Here is a 16,238-nt window from a genome sequence, read left to right as displayed (position 1 = left end):
ACCGGGGGAGCGGCGAGGTGCCGTGAGGGACACCCTCACGGCACCTCGCGGCGTCTCAGCGTTCGGTGGCGCGGCCCCGGGCGCGGCCCGCGGCCGTCACCCCGGCGAGGGTGACCACGAGCAGCACCACCGTGCCCGCCGAGGCGAGGGAGGGCTGACCGCGGTCGGCGAGCGCGAAGATCCCGACCGGCAGGGTCCGCCAGTCCGGCGGGTACAGCATGATGGTCGCGCCCAGCTCCCCGAGCGACATCGCCAGCGCCAGGCTCGCCGACGCCGACATCGCGGGCAGCAGCAACGGCAGGCGCACCCGCAGCAGGACCCGCGCCGCCGAGGCCCCGAGACTGCCCGCCACCTGGGCCAGCAGCGGGTCGGCGCGCCGTTCGGCGGCCGAAACCGTGCTGTAGGTGAAGGGGAGCACGATCATCAGGTGCCCCGCCAGCACGATCCACCGCGTCCCGTTGAGCAGCACCGGCGGCCGGCTGAACGCCACCAGCAGTGCCAGCCCCAGCACCACCGACGGAACGGCGATCGGCAGGTGGAACACGGCGTCCACCACCCGCCGCAGCCCGGGTCGCGCCGCGCGGACGGCAAGTGCGGCCCACGTGCCGAGCAGTACCGAAGCCGCCGAGGCGATCACCCCGGTCTGCACGCTCACCGACAGGCTCGCGAGCGTGTCCCCGGACAGGGTTCCGGCGTAGTGCTCGAGCGTGAGCCTGCTGGGCAGGATGCCCGTCCACGAGCCCGCGAACGACGCGAGCACGATCATCACCAGCGGCGCCAGCACGATCACGGTGAACACCACACCGAAGATCGCCCACAGCACCAGCCTGCTACGCCTTCCCCACAGCAGCACCGTTCCCTCCCTTCCCCGAGATCCAGTGGTGGAGGCCGTAGAGCGCCAGTGCCGAAGCCACCTGCACCACGGCGATCACGCAGGCCCCCGGATAGTCGAAGGTGACGATTCCCTTGGTGTAGATCAGCACGGGCAGGGTCAGTACGTCCTTCGCACCGATGAACAGCACGATGCCGAACTCGTTCATCGCCAGCAGCATGGTCAGGCAGGCCCCCGCCACCAGCGCGGGCGCCGCCTCGGGCAGCACCACCTGCCGCACCACCCGCCACGGTCCGGCGCCCAGGCTCGCCGCCGCGTCCAGCTGGGCGCCGGGGACCTGGCCGAACGCGGCGAGCGCCGGACGCAGCACGAACGGCGTGTAGAAGGTGATTTCGGCGAACAGCACGCCCCAGAACGAGTACAGGAACCCGCCGGCGTGGAACACCCCGGCGCTGCCGTAGAGGAACGTGAACGCCAGCGCGATCAAGAACGACGGGAAGGCCAGCATGGTGTCGATCAGGCGCGACACCGTCCGCGCTCCGGGAAACGGCACGAAAGCGATCACCAGCGCCAGGAACGTGCCCAGCAGCAGGCAGCCCGCGGTGGTGCCGAGCGCGAGCGCGAACGTGCGCCACGCGGCCTGCCGGAACTCCGCCGAACCCAGTATCGAGTCCCATCCGGACGCCCCGCGGCCCGGTTCGAAGGACTGCCGGATCACCAGCGCCAGTGGGTAGCCGAACAGGCCGAGCACGACCGCCAGCGGCGGCAGCACCCACAGCGCGCCCGGCCAGCCCGGTCCGCTCAGCCCGCCTCGGCGGCGACCAGCGGACAACCGTCCGGAATGGACACCCCGACCGGCTCCCCGATCCCCGGCAGGCCGTGGTTGTCCGGCACGTCCGCGCGGACCGGGCACGGCCGCCCGCCCAGCGTCAGCTCGAGGTCGAGCCGATAGCCGCTGCCCCGCCATTGCACACCTTTCAGCGTCGCTGGAACAAGATCCGCGCCGGGCGCGTGCACCGCGAGGTGGTGCGGCCGCACGCCCAGCACGGCTTCGCCGCCGTCCACCCGTGCCGCGGACTCCGCGGTGGTGGCGGTGAGCTGGCGCGTGCCGAGCCGGACGGTGACCGCTCCCTCGCCCGCCGGACCCAGCACTTCGACCGGGATGAGGTTCGCCGCGCCCAGAAACCGTGCGGTGAAGGGATGTCGCGGGTGGCGGTAGAGCCGTTCGCACGGCCCCGTCTCGACCAGCCGGGCGTCCCGCATCACCGCGATGTGGTCGGCCAGCGCGAGCGCCTCGCCCTGGTCGTGCGTCACGTAGACCACGGTGGTGTCCGGCAGTTCCGCGCGCAGGCGCAGCAGCTCGGCCACCATGTCCTCCCGCAGCGCGGCGTCCAATGCGGACAGTGGTTCGTCGAGCAGCAGCACCGGGGGCCGGATCGCCAGCGCGCGGGCGATGGCGACCCGCTGCTGCTGCCCGCCGGACAGTTCCCGCGGGAAGCGGCGCGCGTAGTCCGCCATCCCGACCAGTTCGAGGGCCTCTCGCGTGCGCTCGCGGACCTCCGACCGGGGCCTGCGGCGGGCCCGCAACCCGAAGGCCACGTTGTCGGCGACCCTCAGGTGCGGGAACAGCGCATAGCTCTGCACCACCACGCCGAGCCCGCGGCGGGCCGGGGGCAGACCGGTGATGTCCACGCCGTCGAGCAGGACCCGGCCGGAGGTGGGCCGGACGAATCCGGCCAGCACCTTCAGTGCGGTGGACTTGCCGGACCCCGAAGGGCCCAGCAAGGCCAGCGTCTGTCCGCGGGCCACCGACAGGTCCAGTCCCGCCAGTGCGCAGGTCTGTCCGTAGTGGACGGAGACGTCCCGCAGTTCGACGGCGGGAGTCGCGAGAGTCACTGCCCGGTGGCCTTCTTGTAGGCGGTGAGGTCGCCGTCGAGGTCGGCCAGCACCTGGGACCAGTCCGGCTGCCACACGTCCACGCCCTGCAGCGCGGCCTTGAACTTGTCCGCCTTCGGCCCGGTCGCGGTGACGTCGGCCCGGGCGGGCAGCCCGTAGGCGTCGGCCGCCTTGGCCTGCACCTCGGGCGAGAACAGGAAGTCCAGCAGCTTCTTCGCGTTGTCGGCGTGCGGCGCGCCGGTGACCTCGCCCGCGTAGTAGGGCAGGGCGAAGGTCGAGCGCTTGCCGGTGGCGTCGGCGGGGAAGAACACCTCGAAGCCGCCGCTCTTGTCGATCTCGGCGAGGTTCATCTGCAGGTCGCCGTTGGCCACCAGCAGTTCGCCCTTGGCCACCTTCGGCTGGAGCTTGCCCGTGGAGGAGGACGGACCCACGTTGTTGGCCTGGAGCTTGGCGAGGTAGTCCAGCGCGCCCTGCTTGCCGAACACGTGCTGCAACTGGATCAGCACCGCCGTGCCGTCCCCGGCCTGACCCGGAGTGGAGTACTGGAGCTTGCCCTTGAACCGGGCGTCGAGCAGATCGTCCCAGGTCTTCGGGGCGGGTACGGCCTGCTTCGGGTTGTCGATGAAGGACAGGTAGTTGTCGATCATCGCGGTGTAGCGGCCCTGCGGATCGCGCTCACCGGCCGGGACCTTCTCGGCACCGGCGATCGTGACGGGGGAGAGCAGGCCCTCGTCCGCCACCCGCTGGATGAACGGCGGCAGCGTGACCAGGATGTCGGCCTGCGGGTTGGACTTCTCCTTCTCCACGCGGGAAGCGACCTCACCGGAGCCCGCGGTGACCACCTGGACGGTGATCCCGGTCTGCGCCTTGAACTCGTCGAACCGCTGGGTGTACCAGTCTTCCAGTCCGTCCACCGTGTACACGGTGACGGTGGTGCCGCCCGCGGCCGAACCGCCCGCGGTGCCGCCGCAGGCGGACAGGACCGCCGTGAGCAGTCCGACGAGCGCGATCACGGCCTTCTTCTTGATCTTCATGAGGGGACTCCGAGGAGGGTGGGGAGGGATGCGACGGAATCGAGCACGTGGGTGGCACCGGCCGCGAGCAGTTCGTCGCGGCCGGCGGCTCCGGTGAGGACCCCGGCGGAGACCGCGGCGCCCGACCGGAGGCCGGTGAGGATGTCGGACGGGGTGTCGCCGGCTACGGCCACCCGCCGCAGGTCGGTGACTTCCAGGCGCAGCACCGCGGTGAGCACCAGGTCGGGGAAGGGACGGCCCCGCACCCCGGGGCCGGGGGCCAGCGCCAGATCGGCGAGGTCCTGCCAGCCGAGCGCGTCCAGCAGCGCCTGCTGGGTGCCGGAGGCGAACCCGGTGGTCAGCGCGACCTTCGTGCCGGAGGCCCGCAGCAGCCGGATCGCCTCCTCGGCTCCCGGCACCGGGGCGCAGTGACCGGCCGCGACGAGTCCCTCGTAGTGGCGGCGGAACTCGGTGTTGGCCCGCTGCGCCGCCGCTTCGTCGCCGAGCAGCGCGCGGAACACGGTGATCTTCGACTGCCCCATGGTGCGCCGGACGTGGTCGAGCATGGCCGGATAGCGATCGTCCGATTCGGACACCCCGGCGGTGGCGATGGCCGCGGTGAAGCTCTGCTCGACCAGGCCGTCGTCGGCCACCGTGGTCCCGGCCATGTCCAGCACGGCGAGTTCGGGGTTCACAGGCCCACCGCCACGGCCGTGTCCTCCGCGATGGCGGGCGAGCAGGTCATGCCGCGGCCGCCGGGCCCGGTGATCAGCCACGCGTTGGCGGCCACCTGCCGCCGGTGCACGACCTGGGACGTGTCCGTCGTCTGCGCGTAGACCCCGGCCCAGCGGCGCACGATCCGGGGCAGCGGGCGGCCGAGGATCGCCTCCGAAACGCGGCGGAGGTGCTCGTAGGGTTCCTCGGTGACGTCGAACGGGAACGGTTCGGCGTAGTCGTGGGTGTCGCCGATGGTCAGGCCGCCGTCGAGGCGCTGCACCATCAGCAACTGCATCGCGTGGGCGGCTGCGGCGGGCGGCTGCGGCTGCCGCTCGTTCAGCGCGTTCAGCGCCGGGCCGCGGTAGGCGGGGTAGTAGCGGAAGCTGTCGCCGTCGGCCACCGAGGTGGTCAGCGTTTCGCCCAGCGGCTCCGTCTGGGCCATCTGCAGGCGAACGCGGCGGACGGGGAGATCGCCGGTGAGTTCCCGGACGAGCCCGCCGAGCCAGGCACCGGTGCACAGCAGCACCTGGTCGCCCTCGTGGCGCTCGCCGTGGTCGTCGAGCACGCCCTGTCCGGTGAGGTCGCGGACCTCCCGGCCGGGCAGCCAGGTGTAGCGGCCGGTTCCGGCGAGCCACGCCCGCAGCGCGGGCTGCGCCGTCCGCGGTTCCACCGCCGCGTCGCGCGGGCACCACAGCGCGCCGAGGATGTCGCCCCGCAGGGCGGGGTTGAGTCGCCGCGTCTCGGCGGCGTCGAGCAGGGTGAAGCCGCGGTCACCGGGCGCTTCGGCCGCCACGGCGTGCTCGGCTTCGGTCCGCAGCACGGCGAGTGAACCGTTGGCGCGGAAGCCGAGTCCGGGCACCTGGGCGCCGAGCTCCTCCCACAGTTCCCGGGACCGCGTCGCGGCGGTCAGCTCCGCGCCGGGCGCGCGGCCGCTGACCCAGACGAGCCCGAAGTTGCGCACGGAAGCGCCCCTGGCCTCGGGCTCGCGTTCCAGGTGCAGCACGTCATGCCCGCGCCGCACGGCCTGCCAGGCGTGCAGGGTGCCCAGCACCCCTCCGCCCACGATGAGAATTCGCACGGCAAGACCCTCGCCGGTCGCCGTGAATGGCCCGTGACCTCAGGGACAACGCCGGATGAAAATTGGACTGGATGAGTTATCATTCCGTTATCTTAGGTGGTGCAGCGGGGGCTGTTTGCTCCGAATCATTCGAAGCAGACAGCCCTCGCTCAAAACGGCACGGTCAGGGGGTGGGGTTCAGGCGGGTGGTGAAGGAGAGGCGGTCTCCCCGGTACAGCGAGCGGACGCGTTCGAACGGCACACCGTCCGGTCCCCACGACACGCGGTGCATCAGCAGCATCGGCAGTGCCGGGTTCGTGCCGATCAGCAGCGCCTCCCTGGGCGTGGCGAGCATGGTCTCCACCCGTTCCTCCGCCCCCGCAAATACCACGCCCAGTTTGTCCCGCAGGCACGCGTACAGCGACTGCGCGGGGTCGAACACCTCGAGCAGCGTGGGGAACCGGTCGGCGACGAGGTAGGTGGACTCGAGGCCGACCCGTTCGCCGTCGGCGAGCAGCACCCGCTCGATGTGGATCATCTCGGCGCCCGGTTCGAGCCGCAGCTCCCCGGCGAGGGTCTCCCCGGCGGTCACCCGCTCCAGCGTGACCAGCGACCGCCCCGGCTCGACCCCCTGCCGCCGGAGCCCCTCGGTGTAGCTGACCAGCGCGAGCGGCTGCACCAGTTTCGGGCCGGCGACGAAGGTGCCGCTGCCCTGGCGCCGCCGCAGCCTGCCCTCCAGCACCAGATCGCCCACGGCCTGCCGCACACTGGCGCGCGAGCAGCCGAACCGTTCCGCGAGTTCGCGTTCCGTCGGCAGGACGGCGCCCTCGCCCAGTTCGCCGAGCAGGTCGAGCAGCCGCACCTTGACCGCGTAGTACCGCGGAACCCGGCCGTGCTCGGGAATGCCCGCGTGGACCGGGCCGTCCCCCGCCTGTCCCCGCCTGGCCACTTGCCTGGTCACGGAGTTCGAGCTTACGGGCCGCGGGAGGACACGGGCTCAAGCGCCGAGGGTGCGCGTGAAGCCGGGCGGGATCACCACGTCGGCGGGCGTGAGGTCGTGGACGGACTGGTGGCCGAGGCCGAGCAGCGCGGAGTCGATGCCGCTGCGCAGGATGTCGAACACGTTCTCCACCCCGGCCTGCCCGTTGGCGGCCAGCCCCCACAGGGAGGCACGTCCGATCAGCACCGCACGCGCCCCCAGTGCCAGCGCCTTCACCACGTCGCTGCCGCGCCGCACCCCGCCGTCGAGCAGCACCTCGACCTGCCCGCCGACGGCATCGGCGATCGAGGGCAGCACCCGGATCGGGGCCGGTGTGCCGTCGAGATTGTTGCCGCCGTGGTTGGACACCGAAATCGCGGTCACCCCCGCGTCGGCCGCGCGTTTCGCGTCGTCGACCCGGGTCACGCCCTTGAGCAGGAACGGCCCGCCCCACCGTTCGCGCAGCCAGGCCACGTCCTCCCAGGTCGGCAGCGGTGTCTGCATCCACTCGCCGTAGGCGCCGAAGAAGGTGGGCGGAGCCCCGCCGGGCGGGGTGAGGTTCGGAGCGGTCAGATCCGGCACGTGCCGGGTCTTCGCGAACTCCCACAGCCATTTCGGCCGGGTCACCGCCTCCGGGGCGAACCGCAGCATCGCCCTGAGGTCCATCCGTTCCGGGATCACCGGGCTGCCCCAGTCCCGGCCCATCGAGAACGACCAGTCCAGGGTCATGATCAGCCCCACCGCGCCGGCCGCGCGGGCGCGATCCATGCGCTGCACCAGTACCTCCCGGGTCCCCACCCAGTACATCTGGAAGAACGTCTTCGGGTTGGCCGCCACGACCTCCTCGACGGATTTGCTCGCGAACGAGCTCAGGCTCATCGCCGTCCCCCGCGCCGCGGCCGCCCGCGCCACCGCGACCTCGGCTTCCGGGTGCACGGCCTGCACGCCGGTCGGCGAGATCAGCACCGGCATCGACAGCGGCTGGCCCAGCACGGTCGTGGTGAGCTCGCGCCGGTTGGACAGCCCGGCCACGTGCGGCGCGAAGCCCAGCTCGCCGAAGGCTTCGACGTTGTCCCGGAGGGTCAGTCCCCGCTCCGAACCGGCGACCAGCGCGCCGTACACCGATTTCGGGAGCCGCTTCTTCGCACGGCGCTGCGCTTCGGCCACCGTCTCGAACCACGCATCGGACATCCGGACAGCGTCGCGCGCGGCGCGGGAGAGCGCAGGGGCCGAAGGGCCCGGCTTTGGTCCCACGGCCCCGGGCGAAGGGACTTTCTCCTCTCCTGCGGGTGAGGGCGCGCCCGGTGAAGTAGGGGCATGAGCAGAGGATCGGGCACAGGGATGAGCACAATCACGGCCCCGGCCGTCACGCCCGCCTCCGGATTCGACGTGCGGGCGGCCGGTGCCCTGCCCGGCCCCGAGGTCCTGACCCGTCTCGGCACCGCCGAAGGCGGGCTCGGCGCACAAGAAGCCACGCGACGGCTGAGCCGCTACGGCACCAACACGGTGTCGTCCCACCGGGCCCGGCCGTGGCAGGTGCTGTGGCACCAGCTGCGCTCGCCCCTGCTGGGCCTGCTGATGGCCGCGGTCGTCGCCTCCTACTTCGTGGGGGAACGCGGTGACGCGCTCATCATCGGCGTGATCGTGCTGCTGTCGGTCGGCCTGGGGTTCTTCAACGAGTACCGTGCGGAAAAGGCCGCCGAGGCGCTGCATTCCCAGATCCGGCACGAAGCCGTCGTGTTCCGCGACGGCGGTTCGCGGCGGGTGCCGGTCGCCGAACTGGTTCCTGGCGACGTGGTCGAACTGCGCCTCGGGGACATCGTGCCCGCCGATCTGCGGCTGCTGTCGGCGAACGAACTCGAATGCGACGAGTCGGTGCTTACCGGCGAATCGATGCCCGCCGAGAAGAACGCCGATCCGGTGCCCGAGGGCACCCCGCTCGCCGACCTCACCGGCTGCGCCCTGATGGGCAGCGTGGTGCACGCGGGCAGCGGCCGGGGCGTGGTGGTGGGCACCGGTGCCCGCGCCGAGTTCGGCCGCATCGCGGCGGGGCTGGGCACCCGCCGCGCGGACACCGCGTTCCAGACCGGCCTGCGCCGGTTCTCGCTCCTGCTCGTGCGGGTCGCGGCCGTGCTCACGGTGTCGATCTTCGTGATCAACGTGGTGCTGCACCGCCCGATCATCGACGCGTTGCTGTTCTCGCTGGCCATCGCGGTCGGCATCACGCCGCAGCTGCTGCCGGCGGTCGTCTCCACCAGCCTCGCCGCGGGGTCCCGCCAGATGGCCCGGCGCAAGGTGCTGGTCAAGCGGCTGGTGTGCATCGAAGACCTGGGTGACGTGGACGTGCTGTTCACCGACAAGACCGGGACCCTGACCGAGGGCCGGATCCGCTACATGCGGTCGGTGGGACCGGACGGCTCGCCGTCGGAACAGGCCCTCACCTGGGGGCTGCTGTGCAACGAGGCCGAGCGGGAGAACGGCGTCGTGGTCGGGGGCAACCCGCTCGACGTGGCGCTGTGGGAGTCGCCCGCGGCGCGGCACGTCGAGGTCGGTGCGTACCGCAGGCTCGCGGAACTGCCCTTCGACCACGAGCGGCGGATGGCCTCGGTGCTGGTCGCCGGCCGGGACGGCGGGCGGCTGCTGATCACCAAGGGCGCGCCGGAAGCGGTGCTCGACCGGTGCGCCGACGTGCCGGAGGGCGCCCGCAAGGCCCTGGACGCCGAGTTCGCGGCGGGCAACCGCGTGGTCGCCGTCGCCACCCGGCCCGCCGGGCCCCTCACCGCGATCACCCCGGCGGACGAGCGGGACCTGGACCTGGCCGGTTTCCTGGTCTTCCTCGACGCGCCCAAGGCCGGTGCGGCGGAGGCGCTGAACCGCCTCGCCGCGCTGGGCATCACCGTGAAGATCGTGACCGGGGACAACCCGGCCGTCGCGGCGAAGGTCTGCCAGGACCTCGGGCTGGCCGTCGGCGGCATCCTCACCGGCGCCGAGCTGGACCGGCTCGACGACCGGGAACTGGCCGGGGCGCTGGCCACCACGACGGTGTTCGCCCGGGTCAGCCCCGAGCACAAGGCCCGGATCGTGCGGGTGCAGCGGCGGGCCGACATCGACGTGGCCTTCCTTGGCGACGGGGTGAACGACGCGCTCGCGCTGCACGCCGCGGACGTGGGCATCTCCGTGGACTCCGCCACCGACGTGGCCAAGGATTCCGCCGACGTGATCCTGCTGGAGAAGGACCTGCACGTGCTCGCCGACGGGGTGATGGAGGGCAGGCGGATCTTCGCCAACACGATGAAGTACGTGCTGATGGGCACCTCGAGCAACTTCGGCAACATGTTCAGCGCCGCCGGGGCCTCGCTGTTCCTGCCGTTCCTGCCGATGCTGCCGTCGCAGATCCTGCTCAACAACCTGCTCTACGACACCAGCCAGCTGGCCATCCCGACCGACGAGGTGGATCCCGAGCAGCTCGCGCGGCCCGCGCGGTGGGACATCCGGTTCATCCGCCGGTTCATGCTGTGCTTCGGGCCGATCAGTTCGCTGTTCGACTTCGCCACCTTCGGGATCATGCTGTGGGTGTTCCACGCCGGGGCGCCCGAGTTCCGCACCGGCTGGTTCGTGGAGTCCCTGGCCACCCAGACCCTGGTGCTGTTCGCGATCCGCACCCGCCGGATCCCGTTCTTCTCGAGCCACCCCAGCCTGCCGCTGCTGCTGGCGTCTTTGAGTGTGATCGCGGTGGGGGCGGTGCTCCCGGTGACCCCGTTCGCCGCGGCGCTGGGCTTCACCCCGCTGCCCTTCGGGTTCTTCGCCGCGCTCGTGGTGATGGTGGTCTGCTACCTCGGGCTGGTCGAGATCGGCAAGCGGCTGTTCTACGGGGTGCCGCACGCCCCGGTGACCGCCCCGCCGCGCGACCTCGCGCGCCGGCACGCCCGGCGGCGCGCGGCCCGGTTCAGCACCGCCGCGCGCCAACCCGGCAAGCCCCGCCAGGTCTGAATCTTCCCGCGCCGGTGATGGGGAATCCGACCATCGAAACCGGCACGGTTGTGGTGGCAGGGCACATACCCACTGTGGTGTGGCTCGCTTACCGTCCTTCGCATGCGAAGCGGATCCACCCTCGACGGCCGGACGGCGCTGGTCACCGGTGCGGGCAGCGGTATCGGGCGTGCCTGTGCGCGGGCGCTGGCCGAGGCCGGGGCGAAGGTGCACGTGGTCGATCTCGACGAACCGGCGGCACGGCGCGTCGCGGCGGAAACCGGGGGCTGGGCCCACGTGGCCGACCTGGCCGACCCCGCCGCCGTCGAAGCCCTGCCCGCCGAGGCCGACATCCTGGTCAACAACGCCGGTTTCCAGCACGTCGCCCCGATCGAGACCTTCCCGCCCGCGGTCTTCACGCGCATGCAGCAGGTGATGGTCACCGCGCCGTTCCTGCTGATCCGCCGCGTGCTGCCGGGGATGTACGCCCGCGGCTGGGGCCGCGTCATCAACATCTCCAGCGTGCACGGGCTGCGGGCCAGTGCCTACAAATCCTCCTACGTCACCGCGAAACACGCCCTCGAAGGACTGTCCAAAGTGGTCGCCCTGGAGGGCGCGCCGCACGGGGTGACCAGCAATTGCGTCAACCCCGGCTACGTCGACACCCCACTGGTGCGGGACCAGATCGCCGCGCAGGCCACGGCGCACGGCATCGACGAATCCGAGGTCCTCGAGCGCGTGCTGCTCCAGCGGGCCGCGATCAAGCAGCTCATCGCCCCCGAGTCCGTCGCCGAGGTCGTGCGATGGCTGTGCGGCGACCACGCCGCACAGCTCACCGGCGCCTCCCTGCCCCTCGACGGCGGCTGGACCGCCGCCTGAACCTCCCCGTCCCGACACACAAAGGAGTGTTGCCGTGCCCCAGCCCCCCTCACGCGGATCGATCGCCAAGATCGTCGGCGCCAGCCTGATCGGCACCACCATCGAGTGGTACGACTTCTTCCTCTACACCTCCGCGGCCGCGCTGGTGTTCAACAAGCTGTTCTTCCCGGCCCACGACCCGCTCACCGGCACGCTGCTGTCGTTCGCCACCTACGCGATCGGCTTCCTCGCCCGGCCGCTCGGCGGGGTGGTGTTCGGGCATTTCGGTGACCGGATGGGACGCAAGAAGCTGCTCGTGGTGAGCCTGCTGATGATGGGCGGCTCCACCTGTGCGATGGGCCTGCTGCCGACGTACGCGGTGGCAGGGGCCGCCGCGCCGCTGCTGCTCACCGCGCTCCGCCTGATCCAGGGCTTCGCGCTGGGCGGTGAGTGGGGCGGCGCGGTGCTCATCGTCTCCGAGCACGGGGACCAGAAGCGCCGCGGGTTCTGGGCCTCGTGGCCGCAGTGCGGCGCGCCGGGCGGGAACCTGCTCGCCACCGCGGTGCTGGCGATCCTGGCCGGTACCCAGTCCGACGCCACCTTCCTGTCCTGGGGCTGGCGCGTGCCGTTCCTGCTTTCCGGCGTGCTGCTGGTGATCGGTCTGTGGATCCGCCTCGCGGTGACCGAATCGCCGGTCTTCCTCGCCGCCCAGCAGAACGCGGTGGCCGAGGAGAAGAAGCACGTGCCGGTGCTCGCGGTGTTCCGCAGCTCCTGGCGCCAGGTGCTGGTGACCATCGGGGCCCGCATGGCCGAGAACGTGTCCTACTACGTGATCACGGCGTTCATCCTGGTGTACGTGACCGGGCCGCTGCACCTGGCCAAGTCGGTGGGCCTGAACGCGGTGCTGATCGGCTCGGCCGTGCACTTCGTGACGATCCCGTTGTGGGGCATCCTGTCGGACCGGATCGGCCGCAAGCCGGTGTACCTGTTCGGCGCGCTCGGCATGGCGGTGTGGGCCTTCGTGTTCTTCACCCTGCTGAACACGAAGTCGCCCGCGGTGATCGTGCTGGCCGCGACCGCCGGGCTGCTGCTGCACGGCGCGATGTACGGTCCGCAGGCCGCGTTCTTCGCCGAGCAGTTCCCGACCCGGGTGCGGTACACGGGCCTTTCCGTGGGCGGGCAGCTGTCCTCGATCGCCGCCGGGGCACTCGCCCCGATCGTCGCCGTGGCGCTGTTCAAGGCCTACGGCAGTACCGTGCCGGTTTCGCTGTACGTGCTGGGCATGTGCGTGCTGACCGTGATCGCGGTCGCGGTGGCCAGGGAGACCGTCGGCCGCGACCTGACCGAGGAGGAAACCGCGGCGGCACTGCCCGCCGCCGCCGGCCGGTGACAAGATGACCCTCGTGTCCGACGAGGTGCTCCAGCTGCTCGACCTGCTCGCCAGCGGCGCGAGCGGCGAGCAGCTGGCGCGCGCCAGGGTGCCGGGCAACGCGACCGAGCTGGCCCTGCGCATCCACGCCACGCTGGACCGCCATCGCCGCCGCGAAGCCGAACTGGTCGCCCTGTTCGAGACCGCCAGCGACCTGGCGCGGCTGCGGGATCCGGACGCGGTGCTGCGCTCGATCGTGCACCGCGCCCGGACCCTGCTGCGCGTGGACGTGTCCTACCTGAGCCTCAACGACGAAGAGGCCGGGCGCACGTACATGCGGGTGACCGACGGTTCGGTGTCGAAGCTGTTCCAGGAAGTGACCCTCGGCATGGGCGAGGGGCTCGGGGGCCTGGTGGCGCAGACTTCGCGGCCCTCGGCCACCCGCGACTACTTCGCCGACGCGCGGTTCCGGCATACCAGCCCGATCGACCTCGCGGTGCGGGACGAGGGGCTGCGCGGCATCCTCGGCGTGCCGCTCGCACTGGGCGAGCAGGTCATCGGCGTGCTGTACGCCTCCGACCGCACGCCCCGGGAATTCACCCCCGACGAGGTCGCGCTGCTGTCCTCGCTGGCCGACCACGCCGCGATCGCGCTGGACAACGCGCGCCTGCTGGCGGAGATCAGCGCGCACAGCGAGTCCCTGCACCGGGCCGAGGAAGCCCACGACCGGCTGATGGATCTGGTGCTGCGTGGTGGGGACGTGCCGGACGTGGCCGGGGCCGTGGCCGAGGTGCTGCACGGGTCGATCGCGCTGTTCGACGCGACCGGCGAATGCCTGGCCCGCAGCGGGGACCCGCTGCCCGCGCCGCCCGCGGAGGCGGTGACGACTTCACGGGAGGCGGGCCGCGCGGTGGCGGCGGGCGCGGTGTGGGTGTGCGCCGTGCAGGCCGGTCCGGAACCGCTGGGCAGCATCGTGCTCAGCGGCCGCGACGTGCTCGTCGACGCCGACCGGCGGCTGTTCGAGCGGGCCGCGGTGGTCACCGGGCTGCTGCTGATGCTGCGCCGGTCGGTGGCCAAGGCGGAGGACGAGGTGCGCGGGGAACTGCTCACCGACCTGCTCACTGCGCCCGGCCGCAACCCGGGCGCGCTGCTGGCGCGGGCAAGACGGCTGGGCGTGCAGCTCACGGAACCGCACGTCGTGCTGATCGCGCACGCGGACACGGTGTCGCGCCGCAGGCTGCTCGCCGCCGCGTCGCGGTACGCGACCCTGGCCGGGGTCCACGCCGAGCAGGTGGTGCTTTTGGCGCAGGCGAAGGATCCGGACGCGCCCGCCGCCCGCGCCGCCGCCGAGTTGTCCTCCACAATGGACACTCCGGTGACGGTGGGTGCGGCGGGGCCCGCCGTCGGCCCGGTGGAGATCGCCGCCGCGCACGCCGAGGCCGAGCGGTGCCTGCGGGCCCTGCTCACCCTCGGCCGCGCCGGTGAAGGCGCTTCCTCGCGAGGGCTCGGCTTCCTCGGCGTGCTGCTCGGGGATCGCGGGGACGTCGGCGGTTTCGTACGGCAGACCCTCGGCCCGGTGCTCGACTACGACGACCGCCGCGGCACCGAACTCGTCCGCACCCTCAACGCCTACTTCGCGGCCGGGGGCAACCTGACCAGGGCCAAGGAAGCGCTCCACGTGCACGTGAACACCGTGGTGCAGCGACTGGAACGCATCGGCGTGCTGCTCGGCGAGGGCTGGCAGACGCCCACCCGTGCCCTGGAGATCCAGCTCGCCCTCCGCCTCCACGCCCTCAGCGGCGGCCCCGCCTGGCCGTGAGGGGTCCCCTCACAGTCGATACGGCTGTAAGGGGACCCCTCACGGGAGTACCACGCCCGGCTGGGTCAGAGGGTGCAGGTGGTGGCGGTGGGGGCCACGGTGGCCGAGACCGGCGGGCGGGTGCCGGACAGCCAGCCGTCCAGTGCGGACACCGCGGAACGGAAGCACGGCGCGATCGGGCGGAGCCGGTCCGGGAAGGTGTCGACGAGGCCGTCGACGTGGTTACCGCCGTCGACCCGGTAGTACCGGTGCAGCCCCGCCCGGCCCGCCTCGCCGATCATCCGGTCGTAGACGTCGGAGTCGCGGCTGATCGGCAGCAGGCTGTCCAGGGTGCCGTGCAGCGTGATCAGCGGCTTGCCGATCCGGCCGGTGAGCGAGATCCGCTCCACCGCCCGGTGCACCGAAGCAGGCCGCGCCGCGTAGTCGTAGTCCGCGTCGCAGTTCGGGGTTCCGCTCTGGCAGAAGGGACTCCCGGCCTGGAGGTCCCCGTCGTAACCGGGGTCGAGCGATTCGCGGTAGATGCGCTGGGTGAGATCCCAGTAGACGCGGTAGTGGAAGTCCCACAGGAACTCCGAGCCCGGCGCGAACCCCGCCTTGAGCATGGCGTCGTGGTCACCGGCCGGGTAGGCGCGCAGCGCGGCGGGCAGGAACTCGAGCAGATTGTCGTGCTGGGACCACAGCGTGCCTTCCCAGTCGACGCCGCCGTCGTAGAGGCCGGGGCGGTTCTCCAGCTGCCACCGCACCAGATAACCGCCGTTGGACATGCCCGCGGCGAGGGTGCGGACCGGTGGCCTGCCGTAGTAGCGGGCCAGCGTCGCCTTCGCGGCGACGGTCAGCTGAGTGAGACGGAAGTTCCACTCGGCGACTCCGCCCGGATCGGTGAAGAACCGGACTCCGGTGTTGCCCTTGTCGGTGGCGGCAAAGGCATATCCCTGGGCCAGCACGTAGTCGGCGATCGCGCGGTCGTTGGCGTACTGCGCGCGGTTGCCGGGCGAGCCGCCGACCACCAGGCCGCCGTTCCAGTGCGCCGGAAGGCGCAGCACGAACTGGGAGTCGTGGTTCCAGCCGTGATGGGTGTTGGTGGTCGACGTGTCGGGGAAATAGCCGTCGACCTGCATTCCGGGCACCGGGGTCGGGGCGGGCAGAGTGCTCGCGGTGAGTCCCGCCCAGTCCGCCGGGACGGTGTGTCCCGACGCGACGGTGCCCGCGGTGCTCAGATCGTCGAGGCAGGACCACTCCTGCAACTCGGCGCCGGGAACCCGGGCGGCGGGGCGGCAGGTGGCCGCGCCGGCGGTGACGGGGGACAGCAACAACGCGATGAGCAGACCGACGGCCGTTGGCACGAAGCGTCTGAGCATGGCACACACCTCCTTGTGTCGCCCGAAAACGTAGGGCGGCACAACGAGGAGAGGTATGGGGTCCGCGCACACAAGTTCCGCCCCGGTCATGGTGGCTACGGGGCGGCCGGCGGCTTACTGCTGGTAGGACTCCACCTCGGAGGCGGGGCGCACCTGGGCCCCGGACTCGTCCTCGCCGAATTCCCGGCGGGCACGCCGCTGCCGCAGCAGATCCCAGCACTGGTCGAGCTGCTGTTCCAGGTGGCGGATGCGGGTGCGGTCGGTGTCGTCGAGACCGCCGCTCGAGGCCTTCTCCCGGAGCTGGTGCTCCTCGGCGATGAGTCCGTCGATGCTGCCGATGATGTCCTTGTCGCTCACCGCAACACCGTACC

Annotated in this window: 14 protein-coding genes; 4 read left to right on the top strand and 10 right to left on the bottom strand. The window is 71.9% G+C overall.

The genetic code is table 11. The features are described from left to right. Positions 1-55: 55 nt before the first annotated feature. The 8 genes from ORV05_RS24550 to mftD form a co-directional block, all read right to left on the bottom strand. Entirely contained in the window at positions 56-853 is a 798-nt protein-coding gene (locus ORV05_RS24550; protein WP_268754371.1) for an ABC transporter permease, read from the bottom strand. After that, on the bottom strand, positions 831-1,664 hold the full coding sequence (locus tag ORV05_RS24545; protein WP_268754370.1) for a 2-aminoethylphosphonate ABC transporter permease subunit: 834 nt from the start codon (positions 1,662-1,664) through the stop codon (positions 831-833). Before ORV05_RS24545 ends, ORV05_RS24550 begins: the two co-directional genes overlap by 23 nt. Next, entirely contained in the window at positions 1,634-2,728 is a 1,095-nt protein-coding gene (locus ORV05_RS24540; RefSeq protein WP_268754369.1) for an ABC transporter ATP-binding protein, read from the bottom strand. Before ORV05_RS24540 ends, ORV05_RS24545 begins: the two co-directional genes overlap by 31 nt. After that, positions 2,725-3,762 carry a 2-aminoethylphosphonate ABC transporter substrate-binding protein gene (locus tag ORV05_RS24535; protein WP_268754368.1) on the bottom strand — a complete coding sequence of 346 codons (1,038 nt, stop codon included), beginning with the start codon at positions 3,760-3,762 and terminating at the stop codon, positions 2,725-2,727. The genes ORV05_RS24540 and ORV05_RS24535 overlap by 4 nt, the downstream gene beginning before the upstream one ends. Beyond that, positions 3,759-4,436 carry a phosphonatase-like hydrolase gene (locus ORV05_RS24530; RefSeq protein ID WP_456062009.1) on the bottom strand — a complete coding sequence of 226 codons (678 nt, stop codon included), beginning with the start codon at positions 4,434-4,436 and terminating at the stop codon, positions 3,759-3,761. The genes ORV05_RS24535 and ORV05_RS24530 overlap by 4 nt, the downstream gene beginning before the upstream one ends. Next, entirely contained in the window at positions 4,433-5,536 is a 1,104-nt protein-coding gene (locus tag ORV05_RS24525) for a TIGR03364 family FAD-dependent oxidoreductase (RefSeq protein ID WP_268754367.1), read from the bottom strand. Before ORV05_RS24525 ends, ORV05_RS24530 begins: the two co-directional genes overlap by 4 nt. A gap of 163 nt (positions 5,537-5,699) precedes the next feature. Continuing rightward, positions 5,700-6,476 (bottom strand): GntR family transcriptional regulator, encoded by a 777-nt coding sequence (locus tag ORV05_RS24520; protein ID WP_268754366.1) that lies wholly within the window; start codon positions 6,474-6,476, stop codon positions 5,700-5,702. Between the two features lie 36 nt (positions 6,477-6,512). Then, positions 6,513-7,685, bottom strand: a complete 1,173-nt coding sequence (gene mftD, locus ORV05_RS24515) for a pre-mycofactocin synthase MftD (protein WP_268754365.1) — start codon at positions 7,683-7,685, stop codon at positions 6,513-6,515. 150 nt (positions 7,686-7,835) lie between these two features. Here mftD and mgtA point away from each other — a divergent pair, with 150 nt between their 5' ends. The 4 genes from mgtA (at position 7,836) to ORV05_RS24495 (ending at position 14,509) form a co-directional block, all read left to right on the top strand. Beyond that, positions 7,836-10,484, top strand: coding sequence for a magnesium-translocating P-type ATPase (gene mgtA / locus ORV05_RS24510; protein ID WP_268754364.1), 2,649 nt, complete (start codon positions 7,836-7,838; stop codon positions 10,482-10,484). 102 nt (positions 10,485-10,586) lie between these two features. Beyond that, the gene (locus tag ORV05_RS24505; protein ID WP_268754363.1) at positions 10,587-11,342 is read left to right on the top strand and encodes a 3-hydroxybutyrate dehydrogenase; all 756 of its coding nucleotides are present in this window, start codon (positions 10,587-10,589) and stop codon (positions 11,340-11,342) included. 34 nt (positions 11,343-11,376) lie between these two features. Beyond that, positions 11,377-12,711 carry an MFS transporter gene (locus tag ORV05_RS24500; protein ID WP_268754362.1) on the top strand — a complete coding sequence of 445 codons (1,335 nt, stop codon included), beginning with the start codon at positions 11,377-11,379 and terminating at the stop codon, positions 12,709-12,711. Between the two features lie 4 nt (positions 12,712-12,715). Beyond that, positions 12,716-14,509, top strand: a complete 1,794-nt coding sequence (locus ORV05_RS24495) for a helix-turn-helix domain-containing protein (RefSeq protein ID WP_268754361.1) — start codon at positions 12,716-12,718, stop codon at positions 14,507-14,509. A 65-nt stretch (positions 14,510-14,574) separates the two neighbouring features. Here ORV05_RS24495 and ORV05_RS24490 read toward each other — a convergent pair whose 3' ends face one another. Further along, positions 14,575-15,867 carry a tannase/feruloyl esterase family alpha/beta hydrolase gene (locus tag ORV05_RS24490; RefSeq protein ID WP_268754360.1) on the bottom strand — a complete coding sequence of 431 codons (1,293 nt, stop codon included), beginning with the start codon at positions 15,865-15,867 and terminating at the stop codon, positions 14,575-14,577. Between the two features lie 114 nt (positions 15,868-15,981). Beyond that, on the bottom strand, positions 15,982-16,224 hold the full coding sequence (locus ORV05_RS24485) for a DUF2630 family protein (protein WP_268754359.1): 243 nt from the start codon (positions 16,222-16,224) through the stop codon (positions 15,982-15,984). Positions 16,225-16,238 lie beyond the last annotated feature (14 nt).

It is taken from the genome of Amycolatopsis cynarae, assembly GCF_026802195.1.
GTDB classification, from domain to species: Bacteria; Actinomycetota; Actinomycetes; order Mycobacteriales; family Pseudonocardiaceae; genus Amycolatopsis_E; species Amycolatopsis_E rhizosphaerae.
This window is presented reverse-complemented; position numbering and strand designations above follow the sequence as displayed.

Excerpts from the sequence above, each read along its gene's own strand:
- ORV05_RS24535 (WP_268754368.1), bottom strand. The coding sequence starts at position 3,762 with ATGAAGATCAAGAAGAAGGCCGTGATCGCGCTCGTCGGACTGCTCACG.
- mftD (WP_268754365.1), bottom strand. The coding sequence starts at position 7,685 with ATGTCCGATGCGTGGTTCGAGACGGTGGCCGAAGCGCAGCGCCGTGCG.
- mgtA (WP_268754364.1), top strand. The coding sequence starts at position 7,836 with ATGAGCACAATCACGGCCCCGGCCGTCACGCCCGCCTCCGGATTCGAC.
- ORV05_RS24505 (WP_268754363.1), top strand. The coding sequence starts at position 10,587 with ATGCGAAGCGGATCCACCCTCGACGGCCGGACGGCGCTGGTCACCGGT.
- ORV05_RS24495 (WP_268754361.1), top strand. The coding sequence starts at position 12,716 with ATGACCCTCGTGTCCGACGAGGTGCTCCAGCTGCTCGACCTGCTCGCC.
- ORV05_RS24490 (WP_268754360.1), bottom strand. The coding sequence starts at position 15,867 with ATGCTCAGACGCTTCGTGCCAACGGCCGTCGGTCTGCTCATCGCGTTG.